The following is a 15,035-nucleotide window of genomic DNA, read 5'->3' on the forward strand; positions in this document are numbered from 1 at the left end:
CCCTGTCCCCCAATTTTCGCATGAGGTGGTGTTCGGAACCGGGCCCTCCCCGGTTCCCTGGCGCTGGCCGGGGCGGTCGGCCTCGTCGACGAGGCCGACCCGCGGCAGGAACGTCATGGCGAGCGTCGAACCGGCCGCGAACTCCAGTTCCATGCCCGGCGCCTGGAAGAACGTGGCCGCCTTGCCCCCAGGGTTCCGCAGTCCCGTTCCGGTCAGGCATTGAGATCCGTGTGGACCGCGCGGGCGACGCTCGCGATGGTGTCGATGCCTTCGTTCATCGTGTCGCTGCCCTGCGAGAGCACCGTGATCGTGTAGTCGTGGCCGCCGCCGGTGAAGGCGCCGAGGCTGTGCACGCGCCAGGCGTTCGTGACCCGCTCCAGCCAGCCGTTCTTCACGTGCGCCTGGGCGTCGCTCGGCGCGCCGGCCGGGGCGCCCCAGCGTTGTGAGGGGATGACCTCGCCCGTCAGCTTGAGGATGTAGGCGCGGGAGTCGTCGTCGAGCACCCGGTTCGCGCGGGTCACGAGCTGGAGGAGCTTCGCCTCGTCGTTGGCGGTGATCTGGGTGAGCCCCCAGAGGCCCTCGCCGTCGAGGGTGGTATCGGTCATTCCAGCGGCCCGCAGGAATCCGTTGACCTTGTCAGTCCCGAGCTGGTCCCACAACGTGGTGGTGGCATTGTTGTCGGACTCTGTGATCATGGCGGTAGCCAGCTTCCTCTCCTTCTGTGTCAGGGCGCGGTCGTCCTTCCGCGCGTCCCACAGCAGCGTGGCGAGCACGGTCACCTTGACGGTGCTCGCGGAGTCGAACTTCCGGTCCGCGTCCAGGGTGCAGGTGGTGTTCGTGGTGCGGTCGTGGAGGCTGATCGCCGTCGTGGTCTTGGAGCCGTCCAGTGCCGACGCGATGTCCTCGGAGAGCCTGTCGGCGAGTTCCGGCTTGTCCGAGGTGCAGACCACCGGCTGTGAGGGGACGACCCGGGCTGCCCCCGCCGAGGTCAGCGTCGGCATAAGCGCGCCAACGGCCAGCACGGCTCTTGACGCCGGGGCGGTACGGGGAAGCCGGGATATTCGTCGGTGTCGGCCCATGGTGTGCTTGCCCATTCCTTCGTGGTGCGGTTCGCCACGCGGGTACGTCGCTCCGTTGCGACGGCACCCAGCGTTCTGGCTCTGTATGACGCCACGGTCAAAAGGGGGGTGGGGTTCAAGGACGCGTCCGGGTCTCACGGGATCGTTCCACGATGGGCACAGCACCCCAGGGGGTGTTCACTCCGCGGAAGTCCGCCACGAGGGCGGGCTGCGAGCCAGATCTTCTTCCGCGGGACGGCGGTGCGGACGCGCTGCGTGCCGCACGGTTGGCGGTTTCGCTCTGGTCAGCGCGTAACGGCTCACCGTGGACCCTGACCGTGAGCGGTGAGGTCGGCTCAGCCACGGACCGTCCGCCGTGCGCAACCCGGAGAAGCTGTCGCACATGCGGGAAGCGAACGCCCTGCGGCGCTGAAGCCGGTGAACGAAGCGGACAAGGCCGGGCCGCCGACAGACGATACGTGATCGGGCGGGCCCCGAGGGCGGCGTCGGCCTCGGAGGACATCGGCGCGTCGGCGAAGGTCTTGATCATCGCGCGGAGCAGATCCGGACTCGCCGAGGCGAGATTGTCCTCGGTCAGGGCGTGCAGGGGCACACTGTCAGGTGCGGTCATCGTGCTGATCTCCTTCAAGATCTTCGTCGTTCTCGAAGGATCAGCTGATGGCCGTCTCTCTATCCGGGCACCCACTCCGACGCCGGGAGAAACCCCCGGATCAGGTAGAACCCGTACACCACTCCACAGGACGCAACCCGCGCATATGATCGTTCACAGGCCACCGAGCTGGTACCCGACACACTTGTGTGTCGACGTGAGCAGGGAGCGGAGATGGCCGGCGTGGCATCGACCAAGCGCAGTGGGATGAGTGAGCACCGGCGTCATCGCTTGCGGCTGGAGATCTCACGGGAGGCGGCCCGTTTGTTCTGGGCGCAGGGTGTGGACGCGACCAGCGGCGATCAGATCGCGGAGGCCGTGGGCTTGTCGACGCGCACCATCTGGCGGCACTTCCGCAGCAAGGAGAGCTGCGCCGAGCCCATCGTGATGCGGGGCGTGGAGTGGGAGATGGCCATGCTGCGGAGCTGGCCCCGGGACCTTTCCCTCGAAGACCATCTCTCAGCGGAGCAGATGAGATTCGGCCGCGAAGCCGGCGAGATCGAGCAGGCCGACCAGGTACTCGCGATGAAAATGATCTTGCTGGGGGACAGGGAGCCGGCGATTCGCACGGCATGGCTGATGGCCTGCGATCAGGTGGAGCGGGAGATGGCCGGGATCATCGCGGTGCGACTGGAGCTTCCGGCCGACAAGCTTCAGGTGCGTCTGTACGCGGCGGCGGCCTCGGCTGCCCTGCGGGTCATCAGCGAGGACATCGGCGCCGCCCTGCTGGGGGGTGCCGACCCCCGGGGACTCGCCGACGCCGCGGACCGTCTGGCGGGCGCCATCCGCAACGCCACCGGGGGAGTCCTGGGGGACCCGATCACCGCGTAATACGGCACTCCGGTTAGCCCGCCCACAGGTGGTGGCGCGACGCGACATAAGGCGATACGGCAGCCACGGGGCACCCTGCCGACCGCGCTTGGCACGCGGTCGGCAGGGCCGGGCGGACGCCACGGGGTACGGGGGGAACCTTGGCGCCGCCATCACCTATGTCACGGCAGAGACAGCCGAATGGTTCATTGCGCCTCACGGTCGACTCCGAGCCGCTGGCCGACCGGGTGGGGAGCGGGCTGGAAGGTGACTGCTTCTCTTCGGTGTCCGTTGCGGTGTGCGCCGGATTGCGTTACGCCCGGAGTGTGACCGTCTGGTTCGCCGCGGACTGCATCGAGCCCGCGCGAAACCATGTGCCGACGCCGTGAGGAAAAGTTGAGCGTGGACGAGTGCGAGGAGCCTGACATGCTGCAACGGCCGTTGTTCGCGAGGACGGTGGCCGTCAGCGTCGCGGTACTCGTCATCGGCTGGCTGGTGGCGCTGGGTAGCGGCGGGCCGGGGGGTGCGAAGGATGGAGCCTCCGGTTCGGGCCATGAGGCCCCGTCGCCCTCCGCTTCACCGGAAGAGAGCCTCCGAAGGCGGGAGATGGCTCCGGTGGTGTTCCCCGGGGTGCCGTGCTGATCAAGAACGAGAAGTACGGCGTCTGCGTCGCTCTCCCCGGCAAGGGCAAGGGGCGGCCGGACGGCAGGGTGCAGGACGATCCCGGCTGCGAGGCATCGGGCAGCGACAACCAGCGCTGGACCCTGAAACCGGGCCTCAAGGACCGCGGCCGCGGCACCGGCGGCGCCGACCTCGACCTGATCCGCAACGTCACCGACGGCCTCTGCCTGGACCTGTCGTACTACGGTCCCGCCAGGAGCGCCACACCAGTGACCGAATACCACTGCGACGGCAGCGACGAGGACAACCAGCTCTGGCGGTTCGACCAGCGCCCAGGTGGCATGTACTGGATCCGCAATCAGAAGAGCGATGAGGTTCCCCCGCTGCGCGGGTGTGGCTGATTAGCTGGTCAGGGCGGGTTGACGTGGTTTCAGGTTTACTGGCTCAGCCGTTGCCTGGTCGGCGTAGTGCTTCTCCTCGAACTCGATCGGGCTGAGGTAGCCGAGCCGTTTCTGGATGCGGCGGATCAGGTCGGTGACCCACAATCGGTTCGGCGCGGGTGCCGTGAAGTCGCGTTGCACCAGGTCAGGAGCGAGGTCGGCGTCCGGGTCGCGGCGGGTGAAGCCCTTGCCTTTGCGGGGGCTGATCCCGGCCAGGCCGGCTTGGCGCATGAGCCGTTCGACTCGCTTCCTGCCGACCTGGATGCCCTCACGCCTGAGGATGGCGTGCACGCGTGGTGAGCCGTAGATGCCGCCGGAGTCCTGGCGGATCCTGTCGGTCAGCTCGGCGTCCTGGCGGCGTCGTTCGCACGGCTCCCTCTCAGCGTGTCGCCAGCGGTGGTAGGTGGAGGAAGGGATGTCTGGTCTCCTCTCGTGAGACCTATCTGACTTGCTGTCACTTCTCCCCGCATCTCGGGGGAACCTCACACCCGCCACGCACACACCCACCACACTCCCTGCCGAAGTGCGAATCCCCCTCGCTCAGGGTGAATTTCTGGTGCGTATCGATGCGGCTCCGCACCTGGGCGGGCTCGCGCCGCCGCATTCCAGGGCGCCGTTGATGGAGCGAATCGTCTCGCCGAAGCCGGGACCGCCGGCTATGGCGTCGTGCGGCGTCATGCTCCCGGGGCCGGTCTGGGTGTTCCAGTGCCAAAGGCCGACTTTTCAGGCCACCGCGGAGTTGGTCTCCACCAGCGCGGTGTTGTTCAGCAGATCCAGGCCGAGGGTGTCGCCGGCGGCCTTGTAGCGCAGCCGGCCTCACCGGAACCGAAGGTCTTCAGGTCCACACTTGCGGTGTCTCGTCACTTAGTGACAAGGTATCGCTTAATGACAGAGGGAGGGGGCGGAGCGCCATGACGACGAAGAAGGGCGGTGGAGGGGGATGCGCGAGCAGCGGCACGCTGACCGTGCCGAACAAAGCCCCGGCGGATTCATGAACGCGGCCCGCGAGAAATCCCTGCGCTTCGCGGTGCTGGGGCCGGTCAGGGCATGGCACGGTGAACGTGAACTGGACCTGGGCTCGCCGCAGCAACGAGTGGTGCTGACAGCGCTGCTCCTACGACGCGGGCGTCCCGTCACGGTCGCCGAACTCGTCGATGCCGTATGGGGCGACGAACCGCCGCCGGCGGCCGTGTCCGTGCTGCGCACCTACGCTTCGCGGCTGCGCAAGGTGCTGGAACCCGACCGTGACGCCGGTGAGTCCCCGCAGGTGCTCGTCTCGGCCGCGGACGGATATCTGGTCCGTGTCCCGGAACACTCCCTGGACCTGGGCGTGTTCGAGCGGCGGGTCGCCGAAGCGAAGAAGCTGCGAGCCGCGGGCGAGGTGTCGGCCGCCGCCGAGCTGCTGCGCGCCGCACTCGACAGGTGGGAGGGGACACCGCTGGCCGGACTCCCCGGCCCGCTCGCCGAGGCCGAGCGCTCCCGGCTGACCGAGGAGCGGCTGACCACGCTGGAGACCCGCCTGGACATCGACGTCCAGCTAGGCCGCCACAACGAAGTGATCGCCGAGCTGACCGCGCTGACCGGCGAGCACCCGCTGCGAGAGCGGCTGTGCCGGCTTCTCATGCTGGCGCTGTACCGGTCCGGACGGCAGGCCGAGGCGCTGGCGGCGTACCGCAGGACGCGGCGCACCCTGGCGGTCGAACTGGGCATCGACCCCGGCCCGTCGCTCCAGGAACTGCACTACCGCATCCTGACGGCCGACGCGTCACTGGAACTCTCTCTCCCGGAGAAGGAAGCCGAGTCGTGGGCACCACCGGTCGCCCTGCACAGGGCGTCCCCCGCACAGCTACCCGCCGACCTGCCCACCTTCACCGGTCGGCACGCCGAACTGAAGCAGGTCCAGAACCTGTTGTCCGACGACGGGACGCACCCGGCCGCAGTACAGATCAGCGTGATCGGCGGCATGGCGGGTGTCGGCAAGACCACACTGGCCGTGCACGTGGCTCACCGGTTCGCCCACCGTTACCCCGACGGGCAGTTGTACATCAACCTGCGCGGCTTCGACCCAGCCGACTCGGTCATGCCACCGGAGGAGGCCATTCGCGTCTTCCTCGACGCGCTCGGTGTGCCCTCGCAGCGCATACCCGCCTCTCTCGACGCCCAGGCGGCGCTGTACCGCAGCCTGCTCGCCGACCGGCGGGTGCTGATCCTCCTCGACGACGCCCGCGACACCGAGCAGGTCCGCCCCCTGCTCCCGGGCTCCCCCGGCTGCCTGGTCATCGTCACCAGCCGCAACCAGCTCACCGGCCTGATCGCGGGCGCCGGGGCACATCCGCTGACTCTGAACTCGCTGACGCCCGCCGAGGCACACGGCTTCCTGGTACGACGCGTCGGCTCCGCACCACTGGTGGCGGAACCTGAGGCGACGGAAGAAATCATCACGCGCTGCGCCCGGCTGCCGCTCGCCCTCGCCATCGTCGCCGCCCGTGCCGCCACCCACCCCGGTTTCCCGCTCCGCGCAGTCGCCGAGGAACTGCGCGACAGCCAGGGCAGCCTCGACGCGTTCGCCGGGGGCGAGCCCGCCACGGACATGCGAGCCGCCTTCTCCTTGTCGTACGAGGCCCTGTCCGCCCCGGCCGCCCGGCTGTTCCACCTGCTCAGCCAGCGCACCGGTCCCGATATCTCCGTACCCGCCACGGCCGCACTGGCCGGGCTCTCCCTTCGTGAGACCCGCGGCCTGCTCGGGGAACTCACCCGCGCCCATCTGCTCACCCAGCACACACCGGGCCGCTACACGCTGCACGACCTGTTGGGCACCTACGCCGGCGAACGCGTCGTCACGGAAGAGACACCGCAGGAGCGGGATCAGGCCGTGGAACGGCTTCTGTGCTGGTACCTGCACAGCGCGGACGCCGCCTCGGTCCACCTCACCCCACATCGCCGCCGGGTCCCTCTCGAACCGCCGCCCCCCGGCTGCCGCCCCCTGGCGTTCGTCGCGCACGACCAGGCCCTGGAGTGGTGCGAGACCGAACGTCCCAACCTCGTCGCAGCGGTGCACCAGGCCGCCGCGTCCCGCCGACCGGGCATCGCCTGGCGACTGGCCGCCGTCCTGTGGGGTTTCTTGTACCTCCGCGGCCATCTGCACGACTGGCTCGACACCGCCCGGGCAGCGCTCGACGCCGCCCGCGACGCCCACGACCGCACGGGCGAGGCCTGGAGCCTCAACGTTACGGCTCTCGCGCTGACGGCGATGCGCCGGTTCGACGAGGCCATCGACCACCTGGAGCAGGCGCTGACCGTCCTGCGCGCCAGCGGCGACCGGTGGGGCGAAGGCATCACCTTCGACGTCCTCGGCGCAGTCCAGCACCGGCTCCACCACCACGACAAGGCGATCGAGCACTATCGTCAGGCGCTCGGGGCGCACCGGGACAGCGGCAACCGCTGGCACGAGGGCGAGACCCTCGGCCACCTCGGCGACGTCCTCCTGGCCGCGGGCGACCCGGAGGCGGCCCGCACTCGATGGCGACAGGCGCTCATGGTCTTCGAGGAGCTCGACTATCCGGACGACGAGGAAATCCGGGGGAAACTCTGTCGACTGGACCAACGCACGCCCGATGCGGAGCCGGACCGCATGACCACTCCTGGGCACGTGGCTCCGACCGACACGAACATGATCCCGCCCGTGACCAGGCTCTGCACATTCCACGTCGGCTGAGTGCCGCCGACGATGGCCGGGCCGTATTCCGGTCCCAACCGCCGGCCTGGCCGGAACCACCGACCGCCGGCCGCCGCCGCCAAGAGCCGGATCGCACCCATCGCTACCAACCCGCGCGCACCACTCACCATGAACACACCTCCCGTTGTGCCTCGTCATGACCCGGTTGGATCATGGCACTGCTGCACACCACGGCCGGAAGAGGGAAATGGTTCAACGTCCGCCCACCGAGCTGGAGATGGCGTACGTCGCGGCGGGGATTTGGGCTGTTTTGGCCCGTTTCCCCGGCGGTGTGCGGGACCGCGATGGCGCCCTGTCCGTGACCGCTTCCCGAGGACCGCGGCGGACTCGGACCGAGGCCACGCGGTCGGCGATATCAGGGAGGGATGGTCATGAGCCTGGGTGAAGAACCGGACGAGCCGAACACGGGGGACGAGCGCCACGCGGCGGGGAACTGGCCGGGACGCCCTCCCCGCTTGCAGTGATCATCTCCGGCGACGGTTCCGCCACCGCCGACGGCGTACCCCTACCGGTGGTGGGGGAGGAGCCGGTCGACACCGCGATCCTCGACACGCTGCACGGGTACGCCCGCAGCCGGAACGCCCCCGTGACGGCGACGATTTCCGACCCCGGGCGTATCGAGCGCATCGGTCTCGACGCCGGAGGGGCCGGGGTACGCGCAGGGCGCGGCGAATTCGTGACCTCCCTGCCGTAGACGGGCAGCAGCACGTGGTGGGTCCGGTCCTCAGGGTCAACTGCCGGAGGTTTCGCGCGTATTCGGGCCCGTCCATGTAGAGGATGAAGTGTGGCCGGGGCGGGGCCGGTGGGCTCTTGTTAGCCCGAGGGGGCAGCGCTATCCGTCGTCGCGTCTGCCTGCTCGGCGGGCGCGGCGTCCCGCTCGGCTCCGGCGACCTCGGGGGCCTCAGTGGACATGGCCGTCCTGCTCTCTCGGCGGCTTCGGCTTGTTCGGTGTCATGGCCACCAGGTACGTCCGCCCTATACGGTTCACCGGCCGCCGGCCGCGGCGTCGACGGCAACACCACCCGGTCAAATGTCCCCCAGGTGTCGTCGGCTGGGCTACCTGCGCTGACGCAACGCCAACGCCCGCCACCGCGTCGTCCTGGCCACCGAGCGCAAGGAGCGCGCCCGCATCCGCGGCGAGAAAGGCATGCGCCCAGGCGGACGCCCCTTCGCCGCGTGGCCTGAGTGACCTGGCGAACCCCTGCGGTCGGAGCACCAGGACCCCGCGCAACGCCGCGACCGGCCGTCGCCGGATTGACGCCCCCGGCCCCGCACGCACACCGGCTCTCCTCTCAACGGCTTGTGGAGCTCAACGGCTTGTGGAACCGGTGGACCGGCCGGCGGAGCGCCGCCTGCGTCCGCGCGGGCAGCCACGCTCCTGAGTTTCAGAGGTCCCGGGCGGCGTCGGTGAGTGCTTCGTCGAGGATGGCGACCCCGCGGGCGATCTCGTCGTCGCTCGCGGTCAGCGGGGGCGCGATACGGAAGGTGCCTCCCATGCCGGGCAACTGGACGATGTTCATGTGGAGCCCGAGTTCGAAGCAGCGCCGGGTGACGGCCGCGCCGAGCCGGTCGGCACCGCCAGCGCCCAGAACCTGGTCGCCGGCCAGTTCCACCCCCAGCAGCAGCCCGCGGCCGCGGACGTCCCCGACGACGTCGTGGCGGGTGGCGAGACCGTCGAGACCCTTGCGCAGGATCGTTCCGAGTCGGCGTACGCGCTCGTCGAGGCGGTCGCGGATCAGCACGTCGAGGACGGTGTTGCCGACGGCGGCCGGCAGCGGGTCGTTGACATGGGTGGTGAGGAACAGAAATCCCCGGTCGTGCGCCTCCTGCTCGATCTCGGGGCTGGTCAGCACAGCGGCCAGCGGCAGCCCCGCGCCGAGCGTCTTGGACAGCGTGAGGATGTCCGGGACGACACCGTCGTGCTGGAAGGCGTACCAGTCGCCGGTGCGGCACAGCCCGGTCTGAGCCTCGTCGAGGATCAGCAGCATGTCCCGTTCCCGGCACTTCTGCGCCAGGGCGGCGAGATAGCCCGGCGGGAGTTCGATGACGCCGCCGGAGCTGAGGATCGGTTCGACCAGGCATGCGGCGAGACTGCCGACCGACTGGGCGTCGATCAGGTCGAAGCCCAGGTCGAGTTGGCGGCGCCAGTCGAGCGAGCCGTCGGCGTCGGCGATGTCGGGGTGGAAGCGGTCCGGGACCGGCAGCGCGAAGTTGCCCGGCGCGGCGGGTCCGTAGCCCTTGCGCCCCGCGCTGTAGGTGGCGTTCGCGGCGGCCTGGGTCATCCCGTGCCAGGACCGGGCGAACGAGACGATCTCATGGCGGCCGGTGACGAGTTTCGCCATCCGCACCGCGGCCTCGTTCGCCTCCGCCCCGGTGGTCAGGAGCAGCGCCTTCTCCAGGGGATCAGGCAGGGTTCCGGCGAGCCGCCGGGCGAGCTCGATGACCGGGCGGCTGAGCATGCCGCTGTGGAGGTGGTCGAGGTGGGCGACCTGTTCGCGGACCGTCGCGACGATCTCGGGGTGAGAGTGTCCGAGGATCGCGCTCATCTGGCCGGAGGTGAAATCGAGCAGTTCGCGACCGCTCTCGGTGAACACCGACGTGCCGTCGGCGCGAGCGATGACCTCCGGCGTGAAGGCGGCTTGTCCGGAATAGCGGATGAGGTGGCGCTCCGCGGCGCCCGTGGCTGTCTCGGAAGGCATGTCCTCGACGTTAGGGACGGGGGCCTGCGCACGTCCATCGCACAGTTCCGGCCGCTCTGTTCGACGGAACCGTACAATCGGCCGTGTGCTCAACTCGGGGCGGCTGCGCCTGCTCAGCCTGCTGGAGACGCTGGGCACCGTCCGCGCGGTTGCCGAGGCGCTGTACCTGAGCGCGTCGACGGTGTCCCAGCAACTGGCGGTGCTCGAAACCGAGACCCGGTGCAGGCTGCTGGAGCGGACCGGGCGGAAGGTGCAGCTGACCCCGGCCGGTCTGCTGCTGGCCCGTCGGGGCCGGGAGATCCTGGATCAGATGGCCGAGGCCGAGGCCGAGTTGCACGCGCTGAACGACGAGCCCGTCGGCACCGTCCGGCTCGGCGCGTTCCAGAGCGCGATCTACCCCCTCGCGGTCCCGGCGGCGACGCGCCTGGCCACCACCCATCCGCGGCTCCACGTTGAACTGGTCGAGTCGGAGCCGCACGAGAGCGGGCCCGCCCTGCGCTCCGGCGAGGCGGACGTCATCGTCACCACCACCGACTACGCGGGCCTCGCTTGGGGGCCGGACGTCGAGATCATTCCGCTGGGAACCGACCCGATCGTGCTCGTCTTGCCGCGCGACCACCCCCTCGCCCGCACCCACGCCCGCGGCGCGCCGGTGAACCTCGCGACCTGCGCGGAGGAGACCTGGGCCTGCGACCGGCCGCAGTCGTACATGGCGGATCTGACCGTGCGGCTGTGCCGCGCGTCGGGGTTCGAGCCCCGGGTAGCATGCCGGTTCAGCAACTATCTGATGCTGCTGCGGCACGTCGAGTCGGGCCGGTCGATCACCCTGCTGCCCGCCCTGGCCGTCACCCCGGACCACGCCGTTGCCACCCTCCGGCTCAGCACACCGGTACACCGCAACGTCACCATCGTGGTGCGGCGCGGCACCCTGCGACGCGCGGCGGTCAACGCGGTCGTCACGGCGCTCCGCGCGCATCCCGAGATCCCAGCCCTGTCCGCACCCACCCCGCGCCCTGGCCGAGAACAGCAACCACTCAGGTCGTAAAGGCGTCGCTGCCTCGATGCTCCGCCGCGCCCGCCGGCTGAACCGTTCACGAGCTGCTCGATTTCACCTCCGGCCAGATGAGCGCGATCCTCGGTCACGCTCACCCGGAGATCGTCGCGACGGTGCGCGAGCAGGTCGCCCACCTCGACCACCTCCACCGCTCTCTGCGCCTCTACAAGTGTTGTCACGTCACCAGAGCCTTTCGTTACGGCCTCCGGCTCCCTGGACGCGCGTAAGTGTGGGTCTTGCCCTTTCTGTCACTTAGTGACACTGTCATCAAGTGACAGGCGTTCGCCGTTGCCTGCGGTCCGGCCGCGCACCCACTTTTCCCAGAAAGATCGCGTACTTGGTGCTGTGGTCGCGCACCTTCGATCCGACGTGAGGGACATCATGCATACAGACAGTCATGTCCGGCCTTCAGGGCCCGCGGTAGCGACACCCGCTGAGCGCGGGGCGGCACCGGTCGGCGGCGGGCATTCGGACGGCAGGCCGCCCGGCTCCAGGGCGCCGAGGTGGGCCAGGCGCCACCGGCCGCTGTATGTGGGTTGGAGGGCCGGGGTCTTCGTCGCCGGACTGGCCGTAGTCGTCGCGGGAGTGATCATGCTTCCGCTGCCCGGCCCCGGCTGGCTGGTGATCTTCGCCGGAATGGCGCTCTGGGGCACAGAGTTCACGTGGGCGCAGCGAGTGCTGGGCTGGACCAGGCGCCGGGTCACCGAGGCCACCCGGCGTGCCATGGACCCCCGTGTGAGGCGCCGTAACATCGCACTGCTTGCGGCGGGTGTCGCGGTCTGTGCTGCGGCGCTCACCGGCTACCTGTACTCCTACGGCGTCGTCCTGCCTTGGGAGATCGGCGGTTGAGCGGCGTATGCGGATGCGTGGAGCAGTCGCCGAGTCCCCTCCTCTGTCTGTGAGCTGAGCCTCATCGGAGTGTGCCGCTCAGGGGGCGCCGCTCGCTTCTGTCGATGCGCAGCGCCCTCGTCCGGTTCGGTGGGTGCCACGTGGGGCGCCCACGGCGCCTCCGGTGGCCGTGCGCACAGCCGTCCCCATCGCCCTGGTCCGGCAAGGCCGGCGGAGCCGAGTCGCCGTGCCGGGGGAAGCGGAATCGGGGGCGAGCTTCGAAAATCACCTCGGCTCCACTTGCAGTCTATGTCACTTAGTGACAGTGTCGCTAAGTGACAGAGGGGTCGTCGGTTCTGCTCAGAGTTGGTCTGCCCGGCGAGCGATCCCCTTCCGAGTCCGCCCGCACCCGAGTTCCGGAGCACCGCATGAGGAAACGACCAGCCGCCACTGCCGCCGCAGCCCTGCTCGGAGTCTGCGCTCTGACCGGCGGCCTCATAGGGGTGGCCGTCGCCGCGCCGGACCAGGCATCCAACGGCGGCGGAAAGCAGAAGGCGGTCGTCGCCACTGCTACCGATTCGGTCACGCACGAGGAGAACGAGCGGGTGCCGGAAGGGGCGCGCTGGACCCAGCACTATTTCCCCTCCTCGGACGGCTCCAAGACCGAGCTGCACGCCGATGTCCTGCTTCCGGAGAAGCTCCCCGCGGGCAAGAAGGTGCCTGTCATCATGTCGGCCGGCGCGTACTTCGGCCACTCGGGGGAGCTGGAGGTCGAGGAGGCGCACGCCGGCCCCTCGGAGCGCTTCCAGGACCTCATTGAGGGGGCCGACCTGTTGGACAAGGGGTACGCCTTCGTCATGGTGGACACGCGCGGCTTCGGCGGCTCCACCGGATGTCTCGACTTCGGCGGGCCCGGGGATCAGGCCGACGTCAAGGCCGCGATCGACTGGAGCGCGAAACAGCCCTGGTCCACAGGGGCGGTGGGAATGTACGGAAAGTCCTTCGACGCCTACACCGGTCTCCTCGGCAACAACGTGAAGCACGACGCGCTCAAGGCGGTCGTCGCCCAGGAGCCCATCTGGGACCTGTATCAGCAGCTCCACTCCAACGGCGTGCCGCGTCCCCACAGTGTCCAGACGCCCACCAGCTACAACCGCATCGCGGAGCTGGCTCAGTTGCCGGACGAGGACAAGCGGTACCGGACCAACGCCGCGTACGAGAAGAAGCATCCCGAGTGCCTGGCGCTCAACTCCTTCGGTCCCTCCATCGGTGACCCGGACGACCCGTACTGGAAGGACCACAGCCCAGCCAGGAACGCCAAGGGCACCGACACTCCACTTCTCTTCACCCAGGGCACCGCCGAGAACAACACCCTGCCCGTGGGGATGGAGGAATTCCTCGGCAATCACCGCGGCCCCGAGCGGGCATGGGTCGGCCCCTGGGACCACGTACGCGGCAATCAACGCACGCAGGACGGGAAGCTGGCGATGGGCCGCGCGAACTGGTTCAAGGAGACGCTGTCCTTCTTCGACGAACACCTCAAGGGCATCGACCCGAAGACCCAGTACCCGAACTACGCCGTCCAGGACAACCGCGGCAACTGGCGCGCGGAGAAGTCCTGGCCCACGGCGAACCGCTCCGCGAACCTTCGTCTCGGCAACGGCTCGTACGTGGACAGCGGAGCGGGTTCGCAGCCGGCGACCGCGGAAGAGCAGGCCGGTCGTGGTGCTGGGAGCTTCTTCGTCTGGTCCGGGCCTCTTGAGACGGCCACCCGGGTCTCGGGCACGCCCCGGGTCACCATGACGGCCGAGGGCGAGGGCAACGTGATGGTCAAGCTGTACGACGTGGACGAGGATGGCAACGCCGTCGCGTTCGACGAGCGAGTCTCCCGGTTGGACCGGGACCGGCTGAACATCGGCCTGAAGTCGACCGACTGGACCCTGCGGGCCGGCCACCGCCTCGCCGTGGAGATCGGCTCGGTGCGGACCGGGGACTGGCTCGACACCCCCTCCAAGCAGAAGATCCGGATCAGTGACGCCCGTCTCCAGCTGCCCCTGGACGACCCGGCCGAGGACATCGCCACCGGTGGCGACCGAGCGCCGTGGCTCGACACCTTCATCAAGATCAACGCGGCGAAGCTGAAGCCCGGCCCCGCCACGTTCTCGGTGCCGTCGGCCCGTGAGCGGCGCTGAGGACGCCACACCGCTGGACAGCCTCGTCACGTTGGCTCACAGGGCGAGCAGGGCTTCCCGCGCAACGGCGGCCGACGAGGCCGCGGGGTCCCGGCCGGGCCGGTGGGCGGGGTGTGGGCCCCCGCGAGCCCAGCGGAATCCGAACCACGGGTGCCAGGCGGCAGAGCCCGGCCCCGCCGTCCCGCCACCGACCCCCGCCGACCAGGGGGGGCGAACGGCAGATCGCACACAGCTCAGTTCATCAGTCCAAGGGAGATACCCGTGCCCATCAGCCTTCCACCTCTCCTTCACGTCGGCATCATCGTGGAAGACTTCGACCGCGCCGTTGCCGATTACGCGAACCGGTGGGGTGCCGGGATGGAGCTGATCACGGATCTGGAATTCCCCGCAGCCACACTTCACGGGGAGGAGGTCGGCTCTTCTGCCCGTCACGGCTTCATCAAGACGGGAGCCTCGGAGATCGAACTGATCCAGCCGCTCAAAGGCCGCTCGCCGTACACGGAGTTCCTCGACCTTCACGGCGAAGGCGTCCACCACCTCGCGTACGTGGTAGAAAGCATCGACCAGTACCTCGAATCGCTGCGAGCGACGGGAGAGGAACCTCGTGCTACCTTCGAGGCATCCGTCGCAGGGCAGGCACGCTTCGTGTACCTGGACGGTCTGGCCCATGGGCCGGCCATCGAGCTGATCGAGATATTGGGCGAAGACGCCTGACCGCGACACAGTTGCGGGACGGACTCGACACCGCAGCGAGCGCTCATATCTGACAGCCCCCGGCCCAACGTCCGAGTCCGGGCCTCGCCCGCACCGAGAGCCCGGTCGTCAGGGGGTGGGTGCGAGGCCGGCCCGGAGGATGCCGAGATAGCTGTCGAACGCGGCCCCCTGCCACTCCGCCGGGTGCTCGCTGACGGCGTGGATCAGACCGCA

11 protein-coding genes and 3 pseudogenes are annotated in these 15,035 nt (G+C 69.4%); 9 read left to right on the plus strand and 5 right to left on the minus strand.

All coding sequences use genetic code 11. The annotated features are described in order from the left end of the window. Window positions 1–212: 212 nt before the first annotated feature. Window positions 213–1,001, minus strand: a complete 789-nt coding sequence (locus tag ABZ370_RS36115; RefSeq protein ID WP_358630051.1) for a serine hydrolase — start codon at window positions 999–1,001, stop codon at window positions 213–215. 547 nt (window positions 1,002–1,548) lie between these two features. Next, window positions 1,549–1,689 (minus strand): annotated as a pseudogene (locus ABZ370_RS36120) (IS256 family transposase); the annotation flags it as partial. Window positions 1,690–1,902: 213 nt separating this feature from the next. On the opposite strand from ABZ370_RS36120, the gene ABZ370_RS36125 reads away from it, so the two are divergent. Next, window positions 1,903–2,559 (plus strand): helix-turn-helix domain-containing protein, encoded by a 657-nt coding sequence (locus tag ABZ370_RS36125; RefSeq protein WP_358630054.1) that lies wholly within the window; start codon window positions 1,903–1,905, stop codon window positions 2,557–2,559. 614 nt (window positions 2,560–3,173) lie between these two features. Then, the gene (locus ABZ370_RS36130) at window positions 3,174–3,560 is read left to right on the plus strand and encodes an RICIN domain-containing protein (protein WP_358630057.1); all 387 of its coding nucleotides are present in this window, start codon (window positions 3,174–3,176) and stop codon (window positions 3,558–3,560) included. Here the strand turns inward: ABZ370_RS36130 and ABZ370_RS36135 are convergent, their stop codons facing one another. Together ABZ370_RS36135 and ABZ370_RS36140 are read right to left on the minus strand one after the other, a co-directional pair. Continuing rightward, a complete protein-coding gene (locus ABZ370_RS36135) occupies window positions 3,561–4,109 on the minus strand; it encodes an IS3 family transposase (protein ID WP_358630060.1) in 549 nt (182 codons plus the stop codon). After that, window positions 4,054–4,403, minus strand: a pseudogene (locus tag ABZ370_RS36140) (chitinase); the annotation flags it as partial. The pseudogene ABZ370_RS36140 and the gene ABZ370_RS36135, both read right to left, overlap by 56 nt. Before the next feature lie 187 nt (window positions 4,404–4,590). On the opposite strand from ABZ370_RS36140, the gene ABZ370_RS36145 reads away from it, so the two are divergent. The 3 genes and pseudogenes from ABZ370_RS36145 to ABZ370_RS36155 form a co-directional block, all read left to right on the plus strand. Beyond that, entirely contained in the window at window positions 4,591–7,314 is a 2,724-nt protein-coding gene (locus tag ABZ370_RS36145; protein ID WP_358630063.1) for a BTAD domain-containing putative transcriptional regulator, read from the plus strand. Between the two features lie 481 nt (window positions 7,315–7,795). Further along, entirely contained in the window at window positions 7,796–8,029 is a 234-nt protein-coding gene (locus ABZ370_RS36150; protein WP_358630066.1) for a hypothetical protein, read from the plus strand. Between the two features lie 363 nt (window positions 8,030–8,392). Continuing rightward, window positions 8,393–8,524, plus strand: a pseudogene (locus tag ABZ370_RS36155) (integrase); the annotation flags it as partial. Window positions 8,525–8,720: 196 nt separating this feature from the next. Here the strand turns inward: ABZ370_RS36155 and ABZ370_RS36160 are convergent. Continuing rightward, complete coding sequence (locus tag ABZ370_RS36160; protein ID WP_358630069.1) at window positions 8,721–10,034, minus strand: aspartate aminotransferase family protein; 1,314 nt, start codon at window positions 10,032–10,034, stop codon at window positions 8,721–8,723. 85 nt (window positions 10,035–10,119) lie between these two features. On the opposite strand from ABZ370_RS36160, the gene ABZ370_RS36165 reads away from it, so the two are divergent. The 4 genes from ABZ370_RS36165 to ABZ370_RS36180 all read left to right on the plus strand — a co-directional run bounded on the left by ABZ370_RS36165 (window position 10,120) and on the right by ABZ370_RS36180 (window position 14,822). After that, window positions 10,120–11,079, plus strand: coding sequence for a LysR substrate-binding domain-containing protein (locus tag ABZ370_RS36165; RefSeq protein WP_358630072.1), 960 nt, complete (start codon window positions 10,120–10,122; stop codon window positions 11,077–11,079). A 390-nt stretch (window positions 11,080–11,469) separates the two neighbouring features. Further along, a complete protein-coding gene (locus ABZ370_RS36170) occupies window positions 11,470–11,937 on the plus strand; it encodes a TIGR02611 family protein (RefSeq protein WP_358630075.1) in 468 nt (155 codons plus the stop codon). Between the two features lie 407 nt (window positions 11,938–12,344). Next, a complete protein-coding gene (locus ABZ370_RS36175; RefSeq protein ID WP_358630078.1) occupies window positions 12,345–14,108 on the plus strand; it encodes a CocE/NonD family hydrolase in 1,764 nt (587 codons plus the stop codon). 261 nt (window positions 14,109–14,369) lie between these two features. Next, the gene (locus tag ABZ370_RS36180; protein WP_358630081.1) at window positions 14,370–14,822 is read left to right on the plus strand and encodes a VOC family protein; all 453 of its coding nucleotides are present in this window, start codon (window positions 14,370–14,372) and stop codon (window positions 14,820–14,822) included. Window positions 14,823–15,035: the final 213 nt, after the last annotated feature.

Source organism: Streptomyces sp. NPDC005962 (genome assembly GCF_040629205.1).
Lineage (GTDB): Bacteria > Actinomycetota > Actinomycetes > Streptomycetales > Streptomycetaceae > Streptomyces.

What these genes read in the sequence shown, in the direction of transcription:
- ABZ370_RS36115 (WP_358630051.1), bottom strand. Translation starts at nt 1,001, where the DNA reads ATGCCGACGCTGACCTCGGCGGGGGCAGCCCGGGTCGTCCCCTCACAG.
- ABZ370_RS36125 (WP_358630054.1), top strand. Translation starts at nt 1,903, where the DNA reads ATGGCCGGCGTGGCATCGACCAAGCGCAGTGGGATGAGTGAGCACCGG.
- ABZ370_RS36145 (WP_358630063.1), top strand. Translation starts at nt 4,591, where the DNA reads ATGAACGCGGCCCGCGAGAAATCCCTGCGCTTCGCGGTGCTGGGGCCG.
- ABZ370_RS36160 (WP_358630069.1), bottom strand. Translation starts at nt 10,034, where the DNA reads ATGCCTTCCGAGACAGCCACGGGCGCCGCGGAGCGCCACCTCATCCGC.
- ABZ370_RS36170 (WP_358630075.1), top strand. Translation starts at nt 11,470, where the DNA reads ATGCATACAGACAGTCATGTCCGGCCTTCAGGGCCCGCGGTAGCGACA.
- ABZ370_RS36175 (WP_358630078.1), top strand. Translation starts at nt 12,345, where the DNA reads ATGAGGAAACGACCAGCCGCCACTGCCGCCGCAGCCCTGCTCGGAGTC.